Below are 15,852 nucleotides of genomic sequence, written 5' to 3'. Positions count from 1 at the left end.
AGCCGTCCCCAACGGCGGCACCCTTGCATCCGAGCTGGACTGTAGATGCCGCGCAGCGTTCTCCGTCGCATGACGCCGTTCGTCCACAAGCTCGACCATGCGGTCGGGCGGCTTCAGCGCGATCGCGACGTGCTGGTGGAACTGCGGACGCCGGTGTACCGCGCCGTTCTCGGACCGATCGCGGACCTGTTGAGCGCCGACCCCGATCTCCGCGTGTGGTTCACCAGTGAATACCCGGACCGTATCGCGCCATTGGTCCCCGCCGGCCGTTTCCTGAGTCACCGCGCCGTGGAGTGGCGGCGCTTCGCGTTGTACATCAATGGGGATCCGTGGGCGGCGGCGCGGCTCCGCCGCTGCGCGAGGCGCGTCAACTTCTTCCACGGGGTGGCCGGCAAGTACGACCTCGACAACCCCGCGGGACTGCCGATGGGATTCGAATCGTACGACCGCGTGGCGTTCATCAACCGCGATCGCATGACGCGGTATCTCGACGCCGGCGTCGTGACGCCGGAGCAGGCCGTCCTGATCGGGTATCCCAAGCTGGATCGCCTCGCGGCTGGCGGCTACGACGGCGCGCGGGTGCGCGCCAGCCTCGACCTGGATCCGGCCAGGCCGGCGGTGCTGTACGCGCCGACCTACTCGCCCGCCTCGTCGCTGCATCTGGCCGGAGAAGCGATCGTCCGCGCGCTGGCGCGCGCCGGCTTCAGCGTGATCGTCAAGCTGCACGACCGCTCGCTCGACGGCGATCCCCGCTACAGCGGCGGAATCGATTGGCGCGGGCGGTTCGCCGCACTCACGGCGGCAGAGGCAGGGCGCGTGGCGTTCGCCGATGTCGCTGACGCCTCTCCGCTGCTCGCGGCCGCCGACGTGATGGTAACCGACCACAGCTCGATCGGCTTCGAGTTCCTGGTGCTCGACCGTCCGGTCGTCGTCTACGACGCGCCGGACCTGGCGCGGGCCGCGCGGATCAATCCCGAGAAGGTCGCCATGCTCCGCAGCGTGGCGAGCGTCGCCGCCAGCCCGGCGCAGGCCGCTGAACTCGCGACCGCGGCGCTGGCGCACCCGGAGGCGCTCTCGGCGCAGCGGCGCGCGGTCGCGCGCGAGCTGTTCCACGATCCCGGGCGGGCAACCCTGCGCGCCGTGAACCTGCTGCGCGCGCTGCTCGATCGGGCGCCGGTGCCGTTGCCGGCGGAATCCACGCTGGAGCGGGAGCTGACATGATCGCCGGCGCGGTCGATGCGACCGTTCTGATCCCGACGTACAACCGGGCGCGGCTTCTCGACGAGACGCTGCTGTCGCTGCGCGGCCTCCGCGTCCGTGCCGATCGGACGTGGAATGCGATCGTCGTCGACAACAACTCGTCCGACGACACGCGCACGGTCGTGGAGCGCCACGCGCGCGGCTTCCCGGTCCCGCTGCGCTACGTCTTCGAAGCACAGCAGGGACGGTCCAGTGCGCTCAACGCCGGGCTGGCCTCGGCCGACGGCACCATCGTCGCCATGACCGACGACGACGTCCGGGTCGACGAGGGATGGCTGGAGGCTGCGTGCGCGGCGCTGCTCGACGCCGGAGATCCATCGATTGCATACGCCGGCGGCCCGGTCAGCCCGATCTGGGAGGCGGACCCGCCGCCGTGGCTCGATCTGACGCGCGGCGATCTGTGGGGCACGATCGCCATTCAGGATCACGGCGGCGAGCCGTTCGTCTACGACGACCGGCGAAGGGTGCCGCTCGGCGCCAACATGGCGGCGCGCCGGTCGCTGTTCGATCGCATCGGCGCGTTTCGCGCCGATCTCGGACGCAGCAGCGGACGGCTGGTGATGGGCCAGGAAGTGCCGGAGCTGCTGATGCGCGCCCGCGCCGCGGGATTGCGCGGCGTCTACGTCCCGGCAATGCACGTGCGCCACCATATCCCGGCGCGGCGGCTCGAGCGCGCCTACTTCCGCCGCTGGTGGTTCGGCAAGGGGGTGTCGCGGTCGGCGCTGGAGCGCTCTCGGCCGGTCACCGAACTGGGCGTCGATCTCGCGCACACGCCGCACCTGCTGCGCGTGCCGCGCTACATGTACGGCTCGGCGCTGCGGGACGCGCTCGCCTGGCTGCGTCACGCCGTCCGCGGCCGCCAGGCCGACGCCTTCCGGCACGAGATGATGCTCGCCTACTTCGCCGGCTACTTCCTGTCACGCAGGCGCGCGGGCGGACGATGACGGGCACGCGCCGGTTCATCGCCAACGTCATCTGGAGCTGGGCGGGCGTGCTCGTCAACGTCGTCCTCGGGCTCTTCCTGTCGGCGATCCTCGTTCAGAAGCTGGGCGTCGCGCGGTATGGCGTCTGGGTGCTGCTCTTCTCGACGATGGACTATCTCCGGCTGCTGGACTTCGGGCTGAGGTCGGCGGTCATCAACCGCGTCGCGCGGCACCAGGCGACGGGCGACACGGCGAAGGTCAACGAAACCGTCTCGACCGCCATCGTCTACTTCCTGCTGATGTCTGCGGCGTGCTGCGCGGCTGCGTTCGCGGGACGGGACGCGGCAATGCACGTCTTCAACATCGACGCGGCGCTGCAGGCCGACGCCCGCACGCTGATGGTGATCATCGCCTTGTCGATCTCGATGCGGCTGATCTTCTCGCCGGTGACCGCCGCCCTCGAAGCGTATCAGCGGTTCGACGCGATCAACCACGCCTATATCGCCGCCCTCGCCGCACGCGCCGGCGGATCGATCGCGCTCCTTCTGGCGGGCTACGGCCTCGTCGCGCTCGGCTACCTGGTGCTGGTGGTGCAGACGGCCGAGGATCTGTGGAATCTCGCCAGCCTCAAACGCGTGTTCCCCGGATTCCGGATGTCCCCCGCGCTCGTCCGGCGGGAGGCGTTCGGCGGGATGATCAGCTACGGGAAGCACTCGTCGGTGATGGCGGCGGCGAACCTGTTGTCGATCCAGTCGCCGACGACCGTTCTCGGCTACCTGCGCGGGCCGAGCGACGTCGCGTTCTTTGCGTTCCCCTGGCGGTTGTTGATGTACACCACGGAGGCGGTCGCCAAGGTGGGCCAGATCACCGCGTCGGTCACGGCGGAGCTCGACGCCAGGCACGACGCGCAGAACGTCTGGAGGATGGCGATCGTCACCAACCGCAACTGCCTGGCGTTGTTCATGCCGGCGGCCATCTTTCTTCTCTTCTACGCCGCGCCGCTGCTGACCGCCTGGGCCGGGCCGGAGGTCGCCGCCGGCAGCAGCGCGCTGATGCCGGTGCTGGTCGTGCCGTTCCTGTTCGCGATTGCGGCGCAGTTCAACTCCGGCGCGGTGCTGATCGGGCAGGCCCGGCACGGCCCCTATGCGCGGGCGTTCGTGGTGGAAGTGACCGCGTCGATCGCCGCGCTGTGCGTGGTGGTGCCGCGCTTCGGCGCGTTCGGCGCCGCCTGCGTGGTCGCGGCGGCATTGCTGCTGAACCGCGGCGTGTATCTCGCCGTTCTCATGTGCCGCGTGAACGGCCTGTCGATCCGCCGTTACCTGGAATCGATCTACCTGCGGCCGCTGGCCGCCGCGGTGCCTGCGGCCGCCGCCGCCGCAGTCCTGCGATTCGGGCTGCTGCCGGGACGATCGTGGACGGAATTGATCGCCGCCGCCGCGATCGTCGCGCTCGTCTATTTCGCGGTCGCGTTCTTCACCGTGCTGGACTCGCCGTCGCGGCGGCAGCTGCTGGCACGGATGCCGGGCGCGTCGAGAGTGATTGCCGTCTGAAGAGGCGGCGGTAGCAGTTGCGGCGGATCGCCTGAAACCCGACCCGCTCGATCGCCGCTCGCGACGCCGCGTTGGACTCGAGCACCGTGATGTAGGCGCGGGTCGCGCCCGCGGCGAAGCGCTTGCGCAGGATGTCGGTGAGCAGCGCCTGGTAAAGTCGGCGGCCGCGGAAGTCCGGCAGCACGTGGAAATCGTACAGCGAGGCGGCGCCGGGCTCGAACTCCAGCGTCGCGCCCGGCGTTTCGGTGAGTTGCGCCGGCTCGGACGGCATGTACGAGTAGCCCCAGCCGGCGAGCCTGCCGCTCACGACGATGGTGTGGAACGTCCGGCCGGCGTTCAAGCCGCGGGAATAGATCCTCGCGCAGTGCGTCAGCAGGCTTGCGGTGCTGGGCGATTCGCCGTTCCACAGCAGGAGGTCGCCGACCCGGTTGTCGTGCACCTCGAAGGTCTCCCCCTCGGAGAGCCGCGGCTGCACCGGACGAAGCTGCTCGGCCGTCATGGCGTAGACGAGGCCGTCGCGCCGGTCGTACACGCGCGACCGCAGCGCCCGCGCCGCGACCCGCAGCGCTGCGAGGACGCCCATTTCGGCAATGCGTTCGCGCTTGTACGACAGATACGCGGCCGCCGGCTTCACCTTGGTCTTCCACGTTCCAGGACCGGCCACCCGCTCGAAGGCGGTCTTGGCGAGCGCGACGGCGCCGTCGCGCGCCGCCTGGGCGTAGTAGGCGCGTCTGGTGCGGTGGATCTCGATCATCGTCAGCTCGACGCACTGGTTGCCGAGCCGCTTCTTGAAATCGCTGTCGCCGATCGTCAGGTCGAACCCGGCGAGCCCGAGACGCTCGGCGTTCTGGATGATCCACGACAGCAGGATCACCGCCGGCGATCGCTGTTCGTCTTCGAGGCGGATCGACGGCGGGCCGAGGAGCAGCACCCCGCGCCAGACGTAGCCGAAGTGGCCGGCGAGCATCTCGCCGTCGAGCGAGAACGCCGTGACGTGACACTGCACGTCCGGCGAGTGAAACAGCGCCTCGTACAGCGCCGCCTTGCGCGCATCGTCGAACGAGGTCTGCCGCCCGGCCTGGATCTGCCGCAGCGAGTGCTGCCGGTAGTAGGCCTCGCGGAAGCGCTGCCACCCGGTCTCGCTCTCGATCACGTCGAACGAGACGGTTCCGTTGCGCTTGTACCAGTTGAGGAACTTCTGGGCGCTGGGTTTCGCGGGCGCGGGTGGAAACCAGCGCCAGCACGGGTGCGTGCGCACCGTACAGGACAGGCCCAGCGACCGGCACACGGCGGCGGCGAGCGCCGGCGTGTCGGATGCCGGATCGCACCACCCGAGCTGCAGCGGATTCGCGAAGTGCCCCTCCAGATAGCAGCGCACCACTTCGGCGACGACCGTCGCACGATGGCCGGGCAGCGCGACGATGTCGCGGTAATCCGCCATCGTATTGCTCGCCCAGATCAACTCGCGGGTCCTGCGATCCGTCGCGAACGGCACGATGCCGACGAGGGATCCGCCAACCCGCACGACAACGACGAAGGGCGCGTAGTCGTCGCGATACGCGCGGTACCACGCCATGCACCAGCCGGGGGACTGATACAGGCTGGCGAGCGGATCCGCCTGGACGACGCGCCGCCAGTCGTCGAGCAGACCATCGGCGAGCGCGCGTTCGAGCGACGCCAGATCGCTGAGGCACGACGTCGAGGTGACGGCAGCCGGACTGGCCTCGGCGCGCGCTGCCGTGCGGCGCGTCATGACGGCCTCCATCTCAACGCTCCGCCGTGACGGTGAAGTGCACGCGCGTGCGGTGAAAGGCGATGCCGTGGAATCCCGCGCGGGTCAGCGCGAGCGTCATCCCCCGGCGCGTCTGAATCGACTCGCAGATCCCGCCGGGGAGCGTCATCGTCCGCCCGGTCAGGTGGAACCAGGCCCCGTTCAACATCGTGTAGAGGGCGTACACTTTCCCTTTCAGATTGCCCCGGCGGAACTGCTCCGCCGGGATGTCGACGGGATGCAGGGCGAGCCACAGCCGTCCGCCTGGACGGAGCACGCGGTGCATCTCCGCGATCGCGCACGGGATGTCCATGTACGGCAGCGCCACGCGCGAGTAGACATAGTCGAACGACCCGCCGGCGAACGGGAGCCGTTCCCCTCGCGCGGCGGCGACGCGCAGCGGTTCGCCGACCGGGCCGCGGGCCGCGACGCGCAGCGCGTCGAGGTCGATGTCGACGCCGACCGCGCGGCTCCCCGCACGTAACCCGACGATCGTCTGGCCGGCGCCGCAGCCGATATCGAGCATTCGCGCGGCCTCTCCAGGGTCGGGCAGCAGCCGCTGCGCATTCGTCCGGTCGAGCGCGACCTGCAGTTCCCCCTGGTGATAGGCGATCGAAGACGTGTTCATGAGCCGTGCGCCGTCATGCCGTGGTGTAGCCGCGCGGCCGGGCCATCCACGCCGCGGCCCCGGAGATCCAGCCCTCGAACTCGAGCGGCGTCTGGCTGGTCGAATCGATGAAGCGCGGCAGCAGCAGCGGATTCGATCGGGGCGTCGCCAGCCCCGGATCGCAGGTGGTCGCCGAGCAGACCCTCGATTCGGCCAGCCAGTGGACGTACGGCTGGCGATAAATCCCCATCGGGTAGCAGAAATGCACCGGCACGGCCGCCGCCGACTCGGTGAGCTTCGTGATGATCTCGCGGTTGACCGCAATCTCCTGGACGAAGTCCCCCTTCGTGGTCGGCGAGGCGTGGGTGTGCGTGTGCAGCTGGAAGTCGACCCCGAGCTCCGCCATCTCCCGGACTTCGTTGGGGTTCATCAGGTGCAGCGTTCGCCGCGCGCGGACCTCGGCCCAGTTCACGCCGAGCAGCCGCGCGAGATCCTGCAGCACTTCGTTCATCTGTTCGGGGGTCATGTGCCGCCGCTCGGCGTAGCTCACGATCTCGGTGACGCCCCGGGCCCGCCCTTCCGGCGTCCGCAGATCGAGCGTCAGCGGACGATCGATCAGGCCAGGCGCCTCGACGACGCGCCCGCGCGCCTTCCACAGAAAGTACGAGGTCGTCGGCGGAAACACCGGGCCGTCGTGGGTGCAGCGCAGCGTGGTCAGATACACCGTGGCGGGCATGTTGTGCTTCTTCAGCACCGGATAGGCCCCGACCATGAAGTCGTAGAACCCGTCGTCGAACGTGATCGCGACGCTCCGCTCCGGCAGGTCGTTCCGGTACAGGCGCTCGACGGCCTGCCCCAGCGGCAGCACGTTGCAGCGCGCGCGCCGCAGTGCCTCCAGCCGCTCGTCCAGCATCGCGATGGGCATGTAGAGATCCGGATTCCACTCGTGCTCGTCGTGGCGGGCGATGCCGTGATACCCCAGGATGAGCAGCCGCTGATTGCGCCACCTGCTGTTGAGCAGCCGCTGCTCGGCCCCCGTCCACCGCAGAATCCGGAGCGTCTGTCGCTTGAGTCCTCGGAACATATGGATTTCGGGTACTGTGGCGATTCGATTTCCTACAGGGGTAGCGGTCTTCCGGCAGGGGCGCGGCGGAACCCACGCGAACGCAACGGCGGATCGATGCCGCAGCCTTCGCGTAAGGCGTTGAAACTCCTCTGTTTAGGCCTCGGCAGCATCCACACGCCGCCAGCCCAGCCGTTCCGACGTCTCCTCATGTCAGGAGTCGCAGTCCCCTGCACGCGCCGACTATCCGCAAAGCGCATTCCAACTTCTGCAGTATCCGGGGCGGCGAGCGCGCGGCGGAAAATAAAAAGGGCAGGCTCGAGAGCCTGCCCCTTTCGTTTCCGTCGAATTGCCGCTCGTCGAGCGGCGTCTGCCGCCGGCCTACCGGACCTCGAACTGCGTGAGCACCGGCCGGTGGTCGCTCGGCATGACGCCATTCGCGTCACGGGTGTCGTAGACGCGCGACGACTGCACCACCAGCGTGCTGGTCGACCCCTTCGAGAAGAAGATGTAGTCGATACGCCCGTTCTTCGTCTCGCCGTTGTTGCCCGAGAACGCCGTCGCCGTGCCGTTCTGGGCCGCAACCGCCCATGAATCGTAGTAGTAGGTGTTGAAGTACTGGATCGACGCCTGATCGGGCCACGCATTCATGTCGCCGGCGAGAATCCGGTTCTCCGGCTGCGGCGCCGCCCAGGTCGTGATCTCCTGGGCCTGCGCCAGGCGCAGCGAGGCATCGTACGGATCCAGGTGGGTGCTCATCAGCGTGATCGGCCGGTTGTTGACGTAGATCTGCGCCAGGCCGATGCTGCGGTCGTAGTTGCGAACCAGCTCGTAGCGCGCGGTATACGAGATTGGATAGGTCGACAGGATCATGTTGCCCTTGCCGTTCGAGTTCCAGTCGCCGTACTCCTGCGCGAACATGTAGTACCAGGTCTTGCCGGTCTTCTGCTGGAGCAGGTTCTTGTAGATCTCCGGCTGATCCTGGTTCCCCCACCCGGTGTACTTTTCGATCTCGTTGAGCAGCACGACGTCCGGCTGCATGTAAGCGATCCAGGTCGCGACGCGGTTGGTGTCGTAGACGCCGTCGGTCCCGTAGCCGCCGTGGTGCAGGTTCCACTGCAGCACGCGCAGCGTCTTCCCGGTCGGGGCAGGCGCCGGCGCGGGAGCGGGAGCGGGAGCGGGAGCCGGGGTTGGCGTGGTCGTCGCGCCCGACGTCGAGAGTGCCGTCACGTTGACCGTCGCGCCCGACGTGATCAGCGTCGCGTCGACGACGACCGCGGACGAGACGGTCGCGCCGCTCGTATAGACCAGAGACCCGTTGCGGTAGTACTTCACCCGTCCGCTCTCGAGCGACACGGAGAAGACGTCCGACGAACTGAACGCGCCTTCCGTGCGGTAGGCGCCGCTCTCACGGATCTCCCACGTGCTCGTCCCGTTGAAGCTGAAGGCGTAGCCGATGCCGTAGTAGGTGCTGGCGCTCGTATCGGTGCCGAGTCCGACCACCATGCGCTGGCCGTAGCCGACGGTGAAGGACACCGAGCCGGCGGTGAACTGCTGCGCGCCGATCGCGCCCGCGTCGCTGCACTCGCCGCAGCCGCCCGACTTGCGGAGCGTGCCGCCGGATGCCGTCGCGTTGACCGCGGCGGTCCACGTCATCGACGACGAGGTGGTCGGCGTCGGGCTCGTGGTGGTGCTGCCGGATCCCCCCAGCGAGGTGACCGTCACGGTTGCGCCGGAGCTGATGAGCGAGGCGTCGACGAACAGCGCCGTGGTCACCGCCGTGGGGCTGGTATAGACCAGCGCGTTGTTCCGGTAGTACTTGAGCGCGGTCCCTTCGATCGACAGCCGGAAGACGTCCGAGGAGCTGAAGCTGCCTTCGCTGCGGTAGGTGCCGCCCTCGCGAATCTCGTAGGTGCTGCTGCCGTTGAAGCTGAAGGCGTAGCGCAGCGCGTAGCTGGTATTCGAGCTGCTGTCAGGATTGAGCCCGACCACGAGCCGCTGGCCGGCACCGACGGAGAACGACACCGACGACCCCGAGACCTGCTGCACCGGAATCACGCCGCCGGCATCGGCGCACTCGCCGCATCCGCCGGACTTGCGCAGCGTCAGCCCGGAGGCGGTCGCGTTCACGAGCGACGACCAGCTGCCGCTGCCGCTCGACGAGTACGACGTCGAGCCCGTGGAGGTGGTGGAGCCCGACGACGTCTCCGCGAGGATCGTGGTGTCGGCCTTCCCCGCGCCGGGCGCGCTCGACGCGTAGGTCACCGGGGAGAGCACGATCTGGTCGATCGAGATGCCATCCTCGCGCGCCTGCACGCGAATGGTCTCGGGGGCGCCGCTGAAGTACAGCGCCTCGCCCAGCACGCCGTAGCCGTAGCCGTTGTCCTGCCATCCCCACCCGAGGACGCCGTTGCCGGGCCCTTCCTCGAGGCTGTACATCGTCGCAGACGTGGTGCCGATGCGGTACACGGCGCTGCCCGACGCGTTCGTGCTGCTGCTGAACTGCACGAACACGGAATCGTTGGTGTAGGTGTCGTTCTGCGCCTTGCTGCGGATCCACAACCGGTACGCGCGGCCGGCCTCCGGCGTGAACTTCACCTCGAAGTAGCTGACCGGCGACGCGAGCGGCGTGGTCAGCTTGCCGAGTCCGGCGTCGGGGTTGGCCAGGCGGAATCCGCCGGCAGCGCTGCCGTCGCTCACCAGGCTCCAGGCCCCTGACATGACAGTCGCGCGCTGCGCGTGAAGGACGATGTCGCCGGCGGCGTTCGTCTGGGCGGCGGCGGGGACCGCAGCCGCGGCGGTGAGAAGGGCGCCGAACAAGACGGCGCGTACGGATCGCGAGTGCATCATCGTGAAAGACATCCTGATGATTCGGTGGCTGATGGCGACCTACTGGACGACAAAAAGATTCAGCGCCGGAGGGGAGCCGGCAGGCGTGAACAGTGGAAAACGCGCCGCGGCGCGCATGCGATCCTTGCAGTACACGAATCTCCCTCCACCCGGCGTGTGCCGGCACACGGTCATCGCCCGTGCCCCGGTGGGGGAACGCGACGACGTCGTGGATTGCTGATCCCTAGTTGGATGGCGGCGGAGCCGTTCCCGCCGCCGCACCAACAGGCAAAGGGGTGTCCAACTTCGAAAATGGCTGAATTTAAAGGAGATATGGTTCAGCGCACGATTTCCTGACTGAGCCGGAAAGTCGATGACAACTCATCCGTTTGCAGCAATTACATAGCTCAACAGCAAAACACTGGGCATTTTGCGAAACTACAAATACTGCTGAGTTGCAGTCGATGACACTTTTTATGGCAGAGCCTTTCCGGCTCATGCGCACCGCTTACCCACTGTAGGGCCGCACTACAGAATTTCCCGCCGGGCGTGTGGTTTGCACTGCGGCAGGGCCGGTGATGCCAGCCGCCCGCCTGAATATCGCGATCGTCGCGCCGTCGATGGGGATCCTGGGAGGCCAGGCGGTGCAGGCCGCGCGGCTGCTGCGCGCGTGGCGTGACGATCCCGACGTGCACGCCTGGCTCGTGCCGATCAACCCGGTGCCGCCGTACGGCCTCCGGTGGACCGCAAAGGTCAGATACGCGCGGACCGCGGCAACCCAGCTCTGCTACTGGCCCTCGCTCGTCAGAGAGCTGCGCCATGCCGACGTCGTCCACGTCTTCTCGGCGTCGTACTTCTCGTTCCTGCTCGCGCCGCTGCCGGCCGTGGTCGTGGCCCGCCTGCTCGGGAAGCCCGTGGTGATGAACTATCGCAGCGGGGAGGCTCCCGATCACCTGCGCCGATCGGCGATCGCGCGGGCGACGCTGCGCAGCGTCGAACAGAACGCCGTCCCGTCGCGCTTCCTGCACGACGTCTTCGCCGGGTTCGGCATCCGTTCCGAGATCATCCCGAACATCGTGGACGTCGAGCGCTTCCGGTTCCGCCGCCGCGAGCGGCTGCACCCGCGCGTGCTGTCGACGCGCAACTTCGAACCGCTGTACAACCTGCCGTGCACGCTGCGGGCGTTCCGGATCCTGCAGGACCGCCATCCCGACGCATCGCTGACGCTGGTGGGCGGCGGCTCCGAGGAGGCGCGCATCCGGCGGCTCGCCGACGAGCTGCGGCTCGCCAACGTGACGTTTGCCGGACGGGTGCCGCCCGACGAGATCTGGCGGCATTACGCGGAGGCGGACATCTACCTGCAGACGCCGAACATCGACAACATGCCGACGTCCGTGCTCGAAGCGTTCGCCAGCGGCTGCGCCGTGGTGGCGACGCGCGCCGGCGGCGTGCCCGCGATCCTCACCGACGGCGTCCACGGCTTGATGGTGCCGTGCGGCGATTACCAGGCGGCGGGTGACGCGATGGTGCGTCTCCTCGACGATGCATCGCTGGCGCGAGGCCTGGCCGACGCGGCGTTCGCGTCCTGCGCCAGGTATCAGTGGTCCTCCGTGCGCAGCCAGTGGCTCGCCTTGTATCGGCGGTTGGTGCGCCACGAAGCGCTGCCCGCCGCCACAACCGCATGACGCGGCTCGGTGCGGTCACCCGGCTCCGAGCGATGGATGGCCGCGAGTTGCGCTTCCGCCTCGCCTGCGAGGCGCGCAAGGCGGCCGGGCGGCTGCGGTTCGCCGTCAGTCCCCCGCGCCTCAGCCGGTCGCGGATCACGGCGGTCCTCGATCGAAGCGCCGGTCCGCTCGTCCAGCGAGCGGTCGACGCGGCCAGACGCGGCGACTTCACTCGCGCGCACCTGGCGCTGGCGCAGCATTTCGCGTCACGGGTGTCGTGCTGGCCCCTCCAGGCCCCGGCGCGCCGGCACCTCGTCGACGATCTCGAGCGGGACTTTCCCCACGCTGCTCCCGAGGCGCAGCGCCGCGCCGACCGGATCCTCGCGGGGCGATATGACCTCCTCGGGTTCCAGGACGTCGCCGCGGGCAATCCGCCCGACTGGCACGCGGACGTCGTCCACGGCCGCCGCGCGCCGCTCGCGCATTGGACTCGCGTCCCGTACCTCGACCCGGCGATCGGCGACCACAAGATCATCTGGGAGCTGAATCGCCAGCAGTACCTGCTGACGCTCGGCGAAGCGTACTGGCTGACCGGCGAACGGCGATATCGCGAGGCCGCGATCGCGCACATCGAGAGCTGGATCGGGGGGAATCCTCCGCTCGCCGGCGTCAACTGGGCGAGCATGCTGGAGCTCGCGTTCCGCGCCATGTCCTGGACGTGGGCGATCGAGTTCTTCTGTCACGACGCCGAGGCGGACCGCACGCCGTGGCTCGTCGACCTGCTGCTGTCGCTCGATCGGCAGCTGACGCACGTGCAGCAGAACCTGTCCACGTACTTCAGTCCGAACACGCACATCTCGGGCGAGGGGCTCGCGCTCTACGCGGTGTCGCGGGCGCTGCCGGAACTCGGGCGCAGCGAAGCGCGCGCCGCGCAGGGACGAGAGATCCTGCGCACCGAGGCCGCGCGGCAGATTCGGGCCGACGGCGGGCACGCCGAGCTCTCATCGCATTACCACCGCTACTCCACCGATTTCTATCTGCTCGCGCTGGCGGTCGCGCGCGGCTCCGGCGACCAGGCGGCGGCCGCGTTCGAGTCCGCGGCGCGGCGGCAGGCGATCTTTCTGCGGACCATCGCCGACGATCGCGGCAACCTGCCCGGGTTCGGCGACGACGACGGAGGGCAGCTGTTCCGGTTCGGCGACGAGCCGGCGTCGAACGCGGCGGTCACTCTGGGGGTTGCGGCGGCGCTGCTCGACGATTCCTCCCTGGCCGTCACCCGCCCGCGTGAAGCGGAGTACTGGATCCTGGGACGCCGGCCCGACCGCGTGGCGAGCCGCTTCGCTCCGGACGCCTGGCCGTCGCGCCTGCTGGCGGACAGCGGCTACTTCGTGTCGCGCGCGGCCGATGGCAGTCACCTGGTGTTCGACGCCGGCCCGCACGGATTCCTGAACGGCGGCCACGCGCACGCCGACGCGCTGTCGATCGTGCTCTCGGTCGGCGGAGAGCCGCTGTTCGTCGATCCCGGCACCGGCACCTACACGATGGATCCCGCGGCGCGCGATCGGTTCCGTTCGTCGCACATGCACAACACGCTGGTGATCGGCGGGCGCGATCCGGCGGTGCCGCGCGGTCCGTTTCACTGGCAGACGCGCGCCGATGCGCGAATGCTGGTGGCGCGATGCGGACCGGCGATCGATTTCGCCGCGGGCACGCACGACGGCTACGCGCCGTTCCGCCACGTCCGCGCCGTGCTGGCGATCGCCGGCACCGGCTGGCTGATCGTGGATCGCGTCACGGGTCCGGGGGAGATCGCGGCAGACGCCTGGTGGCATCTGCATCCGCTCTGGCATCCGACCGTGACGGGGGATCGCGTCGATCTTCGCGGGACCGGCGGACGGCGTTTCGCGTTCGCCTCGACCGCTGCCGAGCTGCGGGTCGTCGAACACCCGGGGGGGTTCGCTCCGGCGTACGGACGCATCGAGCGCGGTGTCGCGGTCCGCGCCAGCCGCTCCGCCCGGGACGAATGCGTGCTCGCCCTGTTCGTCCCGGTGCTGACGGGCACGGCGGCCGTCGCAGTCTCGCGCCTGGCGGCGCCGGCGCCGGAGCGCGGCTGGGTGGAAACCCGGTTTCAGCTTCAGACCGGCGACACCCGGCACCAGGTCCGCCTGTGGTTCCCGTCCGGCGGCGAAGCTGAACCAGGCGGAACCTGGCCTCAGCCGTGCATCGAACAGCTGGTGACGTCATGTGTGGAATAGCGGGATTCGCCGACAGCGCCGCGCCGCGGCTCTCGGTGGCGCCGGTGCGGCTGGATGCGGAGTTCAACCTCGTCCACCGGATGTGCGAAGTCATCCGGCACCGCGGGCCGGACGACGAGGGGATTCACGTGCAGCCGGGTCTCGGGCTGGGCATGCGGCGGCTGAGCATCATCGATCTGGCCGGCGGCCGGCAGCCGATTCACAACGAGACCTCGACGATCCGGGTCGTGTTCAACGGCGAGATCTACAACTATCGCGAGCTGCGCGCCGAGCTGGAAGCGCTCGGGCACGCGTTCTCGACCTCGAGCGACACCGAGTCGATCGTCCACGCCTACGAGGAGTGGGGTGAGGACGCCTTCCGGCGCCTCCGCGGCATGTTCGCCATCGCGCTGTGGGATCAGCCCAATCGGACGCTGCTGCTGGCGCGCGATCGCGCCGGGCAGAAGCCGCTGCACTACGCCGAGCGCGGCGGACGCCTGTATTTCGCCAGCGAGATCAAGTCCCTGCTCGCCGCCGGCGCGGTCGAGCCGGCGCTCGACCTCGCGGCGCTCGATCACTACCTGGCGTTCCTCTACACGCCGCGCGACCGATCCATCTTCCGGGGCGTGAAGAAGCTGCCGCCCGGACACTTCCTGCGCTGGCGGGACGGACGCGCCGACGTGGTGCGCTACTGGCAGGTCGCCGCGGATGAGACGTTCGCCGGGTCCGAAGCGGACGCCGTCGCGCAACTGCGGCAGGTGCTCGCCGAGGCCGTGTCGTCGCACATGGTCAGCGACGTGCCGCTCGGCGCGTTCCTCTCGGGCGGCGTCGATTCCTCCGCCGTCGTCGGCATGATGGCCCAGGCGTCGCCGCGCCCGGTGAAGACGTTCTCGATCGGGTTCGACGATCCGGCCTACGACGAGCTGGAGCACGCGCGCACCGTGGCCCGGCACTTCGGCACCGAACACCACGAATTCGTCGTCAAGCCGGACGGCCTGTCGATCCTCGACGACCTGATCTCGCACTTCGACGAGCCCTTCGCCGATTCGTCCGCGATCCCGACGTGGTATGTCTCGGAAATCGCGCGCCGCCACGTCACCGTGGTGCTGTCCGGCGACGGCGGCGACGAGCTGTTCGGCGGCTACGACCGCTACCTGCCGCATCCGCGCGTGGCCGCGTTCGATCGCGTGCCGCTGCCGGGGCTGCGCAGCGCGGCGGCGCTGGCGTGGCCGCTGCTGCCGCACGGCACGAAGGGGAAGAATTTCCTCCGCCATGTGGCGAAAGACGACGCCGGGCGGTATCTGGATTCGATCACCTTCTTCCCGGCGGACGAGCGCGCGGCGTTGTACGCCGGGGGCGCCCGTGCGGCGCTCGCGTCGAACGCCGAAGCGGCGCTGTGGCGGCACTTCGAGCGGTTCCAGGACCTGCCGCACGACAGCCGCATGATGCGGTTCGACTTCGAGACGTATCTGCCCGAGGACGTGCTCACCAAAGTCGATCGGATGAGCATGGCGCATTCGATCGAGTCGCGGGTGCCGCTGCTCGACAACCTCGTCATCGATTTTGCGGCGACGCTGCCGTCGCGCTTCAAGATCCGATCGGGGCGGCGCAAGCACGTGCTGAAGGAAGCGCTGAAGCCGCTGCTCCCGACCGGCATCCTCGATCGGCGGAAGCAGGGGTTCGGCATCCCGCTCGGCACCTGGTTCCGCGGCGGCCTGACGGATCTCTTTTCGGATGTGCTCGAATCGCCGCGAGCGCGGCAGCGCGGCTACTTCGAGCCCGCATTCGTCTCGCGGCTGCTGAGGGAGCATCTGAGCGGGCAGCGCGATCACACCCTGCGGCTCTGGCAGCTGACCGTGTTCGAGTTGTGGCACCGGCAGTACCTCGATACCGCAGTGGTCGGGTCAACCGCTGCCCACGTCGTGTAGCGGCGTACCTACAATTCCTCTCC

Annotated in this window: 11 protein-coding genes; 7 read left to right on the top strand and 4 right to left on the bottom strand. The window is 69.0% G+C overall.

The genetic code is table 11. The annotated features are described in order from the left end of the window. Window positions 1–45 precede the first annotated feature (45 nt). Genes VFK57_01155 through VFK57_01145 form a run of 3 tightly spaced genes read left to right on the top strand, consistent with a single transcriptional unit; the run spans window position 46 to window position 3,733 of the window. Window positions 46–1,221 (top strand): CDP-glycerol glycerophosphotransferase family protein, encoded by a 1,176-nt coding sequence (locus VFK57_01155; protein HET7694286.1) that lies wholly within the window; start codon window positions 46–48, stop codon window positions 1,219–1,221. Then, on the top strand, window positions 1,218–2,204 hold the full coding sequence (locus tag VFK57_01150) for a glycosyltransferase (protein HET7694285.1): 987 nt from the start codon (window positions 1,218–1,220) through the stop codon (window positions 2,202–2,204). Before VFK57_01155 ends, VFK57_01150 begins: the two co-directional genes overlap by 4 nt. Beyond that, on the top strand, window positions 2,201–3,733 hold the full coding sequence (locus tag VFK57_01145) for an oligosaccharide flippase family protein (GenBank protein ID HET7694284.1): 1,533 nt from the start codon (window positions 2,201–2,203) through the stop codon (window positions 3,731–3,733). The genes VFK57_01150 and VFK57_01145 overlap by 4 nt, the downstream gene beginning before the upstream one ends. Here the strand turns inward: VFK57_01145 and VFK57_01140 are convergent. The 4 genes from VFK57_01140 to VFK57_01125 form a co-directional block, all read right to left on the bottom strand. After that, entirely contained in the window at window positions 3,657–5,486 is a 1,830-nt protein-coding gene (locus VFK57_01140) for a GNAT family N-acetyltransferase (GenBank protein ID HET7694283.1), read from the bottom strand. The genes VFK57_01145 and VFK57_01140 overlap by 77 nt on opposite strands. A gap of 13 nt (window positions 5,487–5,499) precedes the next feature. Beyond that, window positions 5,500–6,132, bottom strand: coding sequence for a class I SAM-dependent methyltransferase (locus VFK57_01135; protein ID HET7694282.1), 633 nt, complete (start codon window positions 6,130–6,132; stop codon window positions 5,500–5,502). 13 nt (window positions 6,133–6,145) lie between these two features. Continuing rightward, window positions 6,146–7,195, bottom strand: coding sequence for a polysaccharide deacetylase family protein (locus VFK57_01130; GenBank protein ID HET7694281.1), 1,050 nt, complete (start codon window positions 7,193–7,195; stop codon window positions 6,146–6,148). A gap of 360 nt (window positions 7,196–7,555) precedes the next feature. Further along, a complete protein-coding gene (locus VFK57_01125; GenBank protein HET7694280.1) occupies window positions 7,556–10,036 on the bottom strand; it encodes an endonuclease/exonuclease/phosphatase family protein in 2,481 nt (826 codons plus the stop codon). Between the two features lie 4 nt (window positions 10,037–10,040). On the opposite strand from VFK57_01125, the gene VFK57_01120 reads away from it, so the two are divergent. From VFK57_01120 to asnB, 4 genes are all read left to right on the top strand, one after another. Continuing rightward, on the top strand, window positions 10,041–10,244 hold the full coding sequence (locus tag VFK57_01120) for a hypothetical protein (GenBank protein ID HET7694279.1): 204 nt from the start codon (window positions 10,041–10,043) through the stop codon (window positions 10,242–10,244). Between the two features lie 337 nt (window positions 10,245–10,581). After that, window positions 10,582–11,688: a glycosyltransferase family 4 protein gene (locus VFK57_01115; GenBank protein ID HET7694278.1), complete on the top strand. Its 1,107-nt coding sequence runs from the start codon at window positions 10,582–10,584 to the stop codon at window positions 11,686–11,688. Further along, a complete protein-coding gene (locus VFK57_01110) occupies window positions 11,685–13,922 on the top strand; it encodes an alginate lyase family protein (protein ID HET7694277.1) in 2,238 nt (745 codons plus the stop codon). Before VFK57_01115 ends, VFK57_01110 begins: the two co-directional genes overlap by 4 nt. Then, entirely contained in the window at window positions 13,910–15,829 is a 1,920-nt protein-coding gene (gene asnB, locus VFK57_01105; protein ID HET7694276.1) for an asparagine synthase (glutamine-hydrolyzing), read from the top strand. Before VFK57_01110 ends, asnB begins: the two co-directional genes overlap by 13 nt. Window positions 15,830–15,852 lie beyond the last annotated feature (23 nt).

This window comes from Vicinamibacterales bacterium (assembly GCA_035699745.1).
In the GTDB taxonomy this organism is placed as follows: Bacteria; Acidobacteriota; Vicinamibacteria; order Vicinamibacterales; family 2-12-FULL-66-21; genus JAICSD01.
This window is presented reverse-complemented; position numbering and strand designations above follow the sequence as displayed.

Bases quoted from the DNA above. Each gene is read 5' to 3' on its own strand.
- asnB (HET7694276.1), top strand. From the start codon at position 13,910: ATGTGTGGAATAGCGGGATTCGCCGACAGCGCCGCGCCGCGGCTCTCG.
- VFK57_01145 (HET7694284.1), top strand. From the start codon at position 2,201: ATGACGGGCACGCGCCGGTTCATCGCCAACGTCATCTGGAGCTGGGCG.
- VFK57_01130 (HET7694281.1), bottom strand. From the start codon at position 7,195: ATGTTCCGAGGACTCAAGCGACAGACGCTCCGGATTCTGCGGTGGACG.
- VFK57_01140 (HET7694283.1), bottom strand. From the start codon at position 5,486: ATGACGCGCCGCACGGCAGCGCGCGCCGAGGCCAGTCCGGCTGCCGTC.
- VFK57_01120 (HET7694279.1), top strand. From the start codon at position 10,041: ATGATTCGGTGGCTGATGGCGACCTACTGGACGACAAAAAGATTCAGC.
- VFK57_01125 (HET7694280.1), bottom strand. From the start codon at position 10,036: ATGTCTTTCACGATGATGCACTCGCGATCCGTACGCGCCGTCTTGTTC.
- VFK57_01115 (HET7694278.1), top strand. From the start codon at position 10,582: ATGCCAGCCGCCCGCCTGAATATCGCGATCGTCGCGCCGTCGATGGGG.
- VFK57_01155 (HET7694286.1), top strand. From the start codon at position 46: ATGCCGCGCAGCGTTCTCCGTCGCATGACGCCGTTCGTCCACAAGCTC.
- VFK57_01110 (HET7694277.1), top strand. From the start codon at position 11,685: ATGACGCGGCTCGGTGCGGTCACCCGGCTCCGAGCGATGGATGGCCGC.
- VFK57_01150 (HET7694285.1), top strand. From the start codon at position 1,218: ATGATCGCCGGCGCGGTCGATGCGACCGTTCTGATCCCGACGTACAAC.
- VFK57_01135 (HET7694282.1), bottom strand. From the start codon at position 6,132: ATGAACACGTCTTCGATCGCCTATCACCAGGGGGAACTGCAGGTCGCG.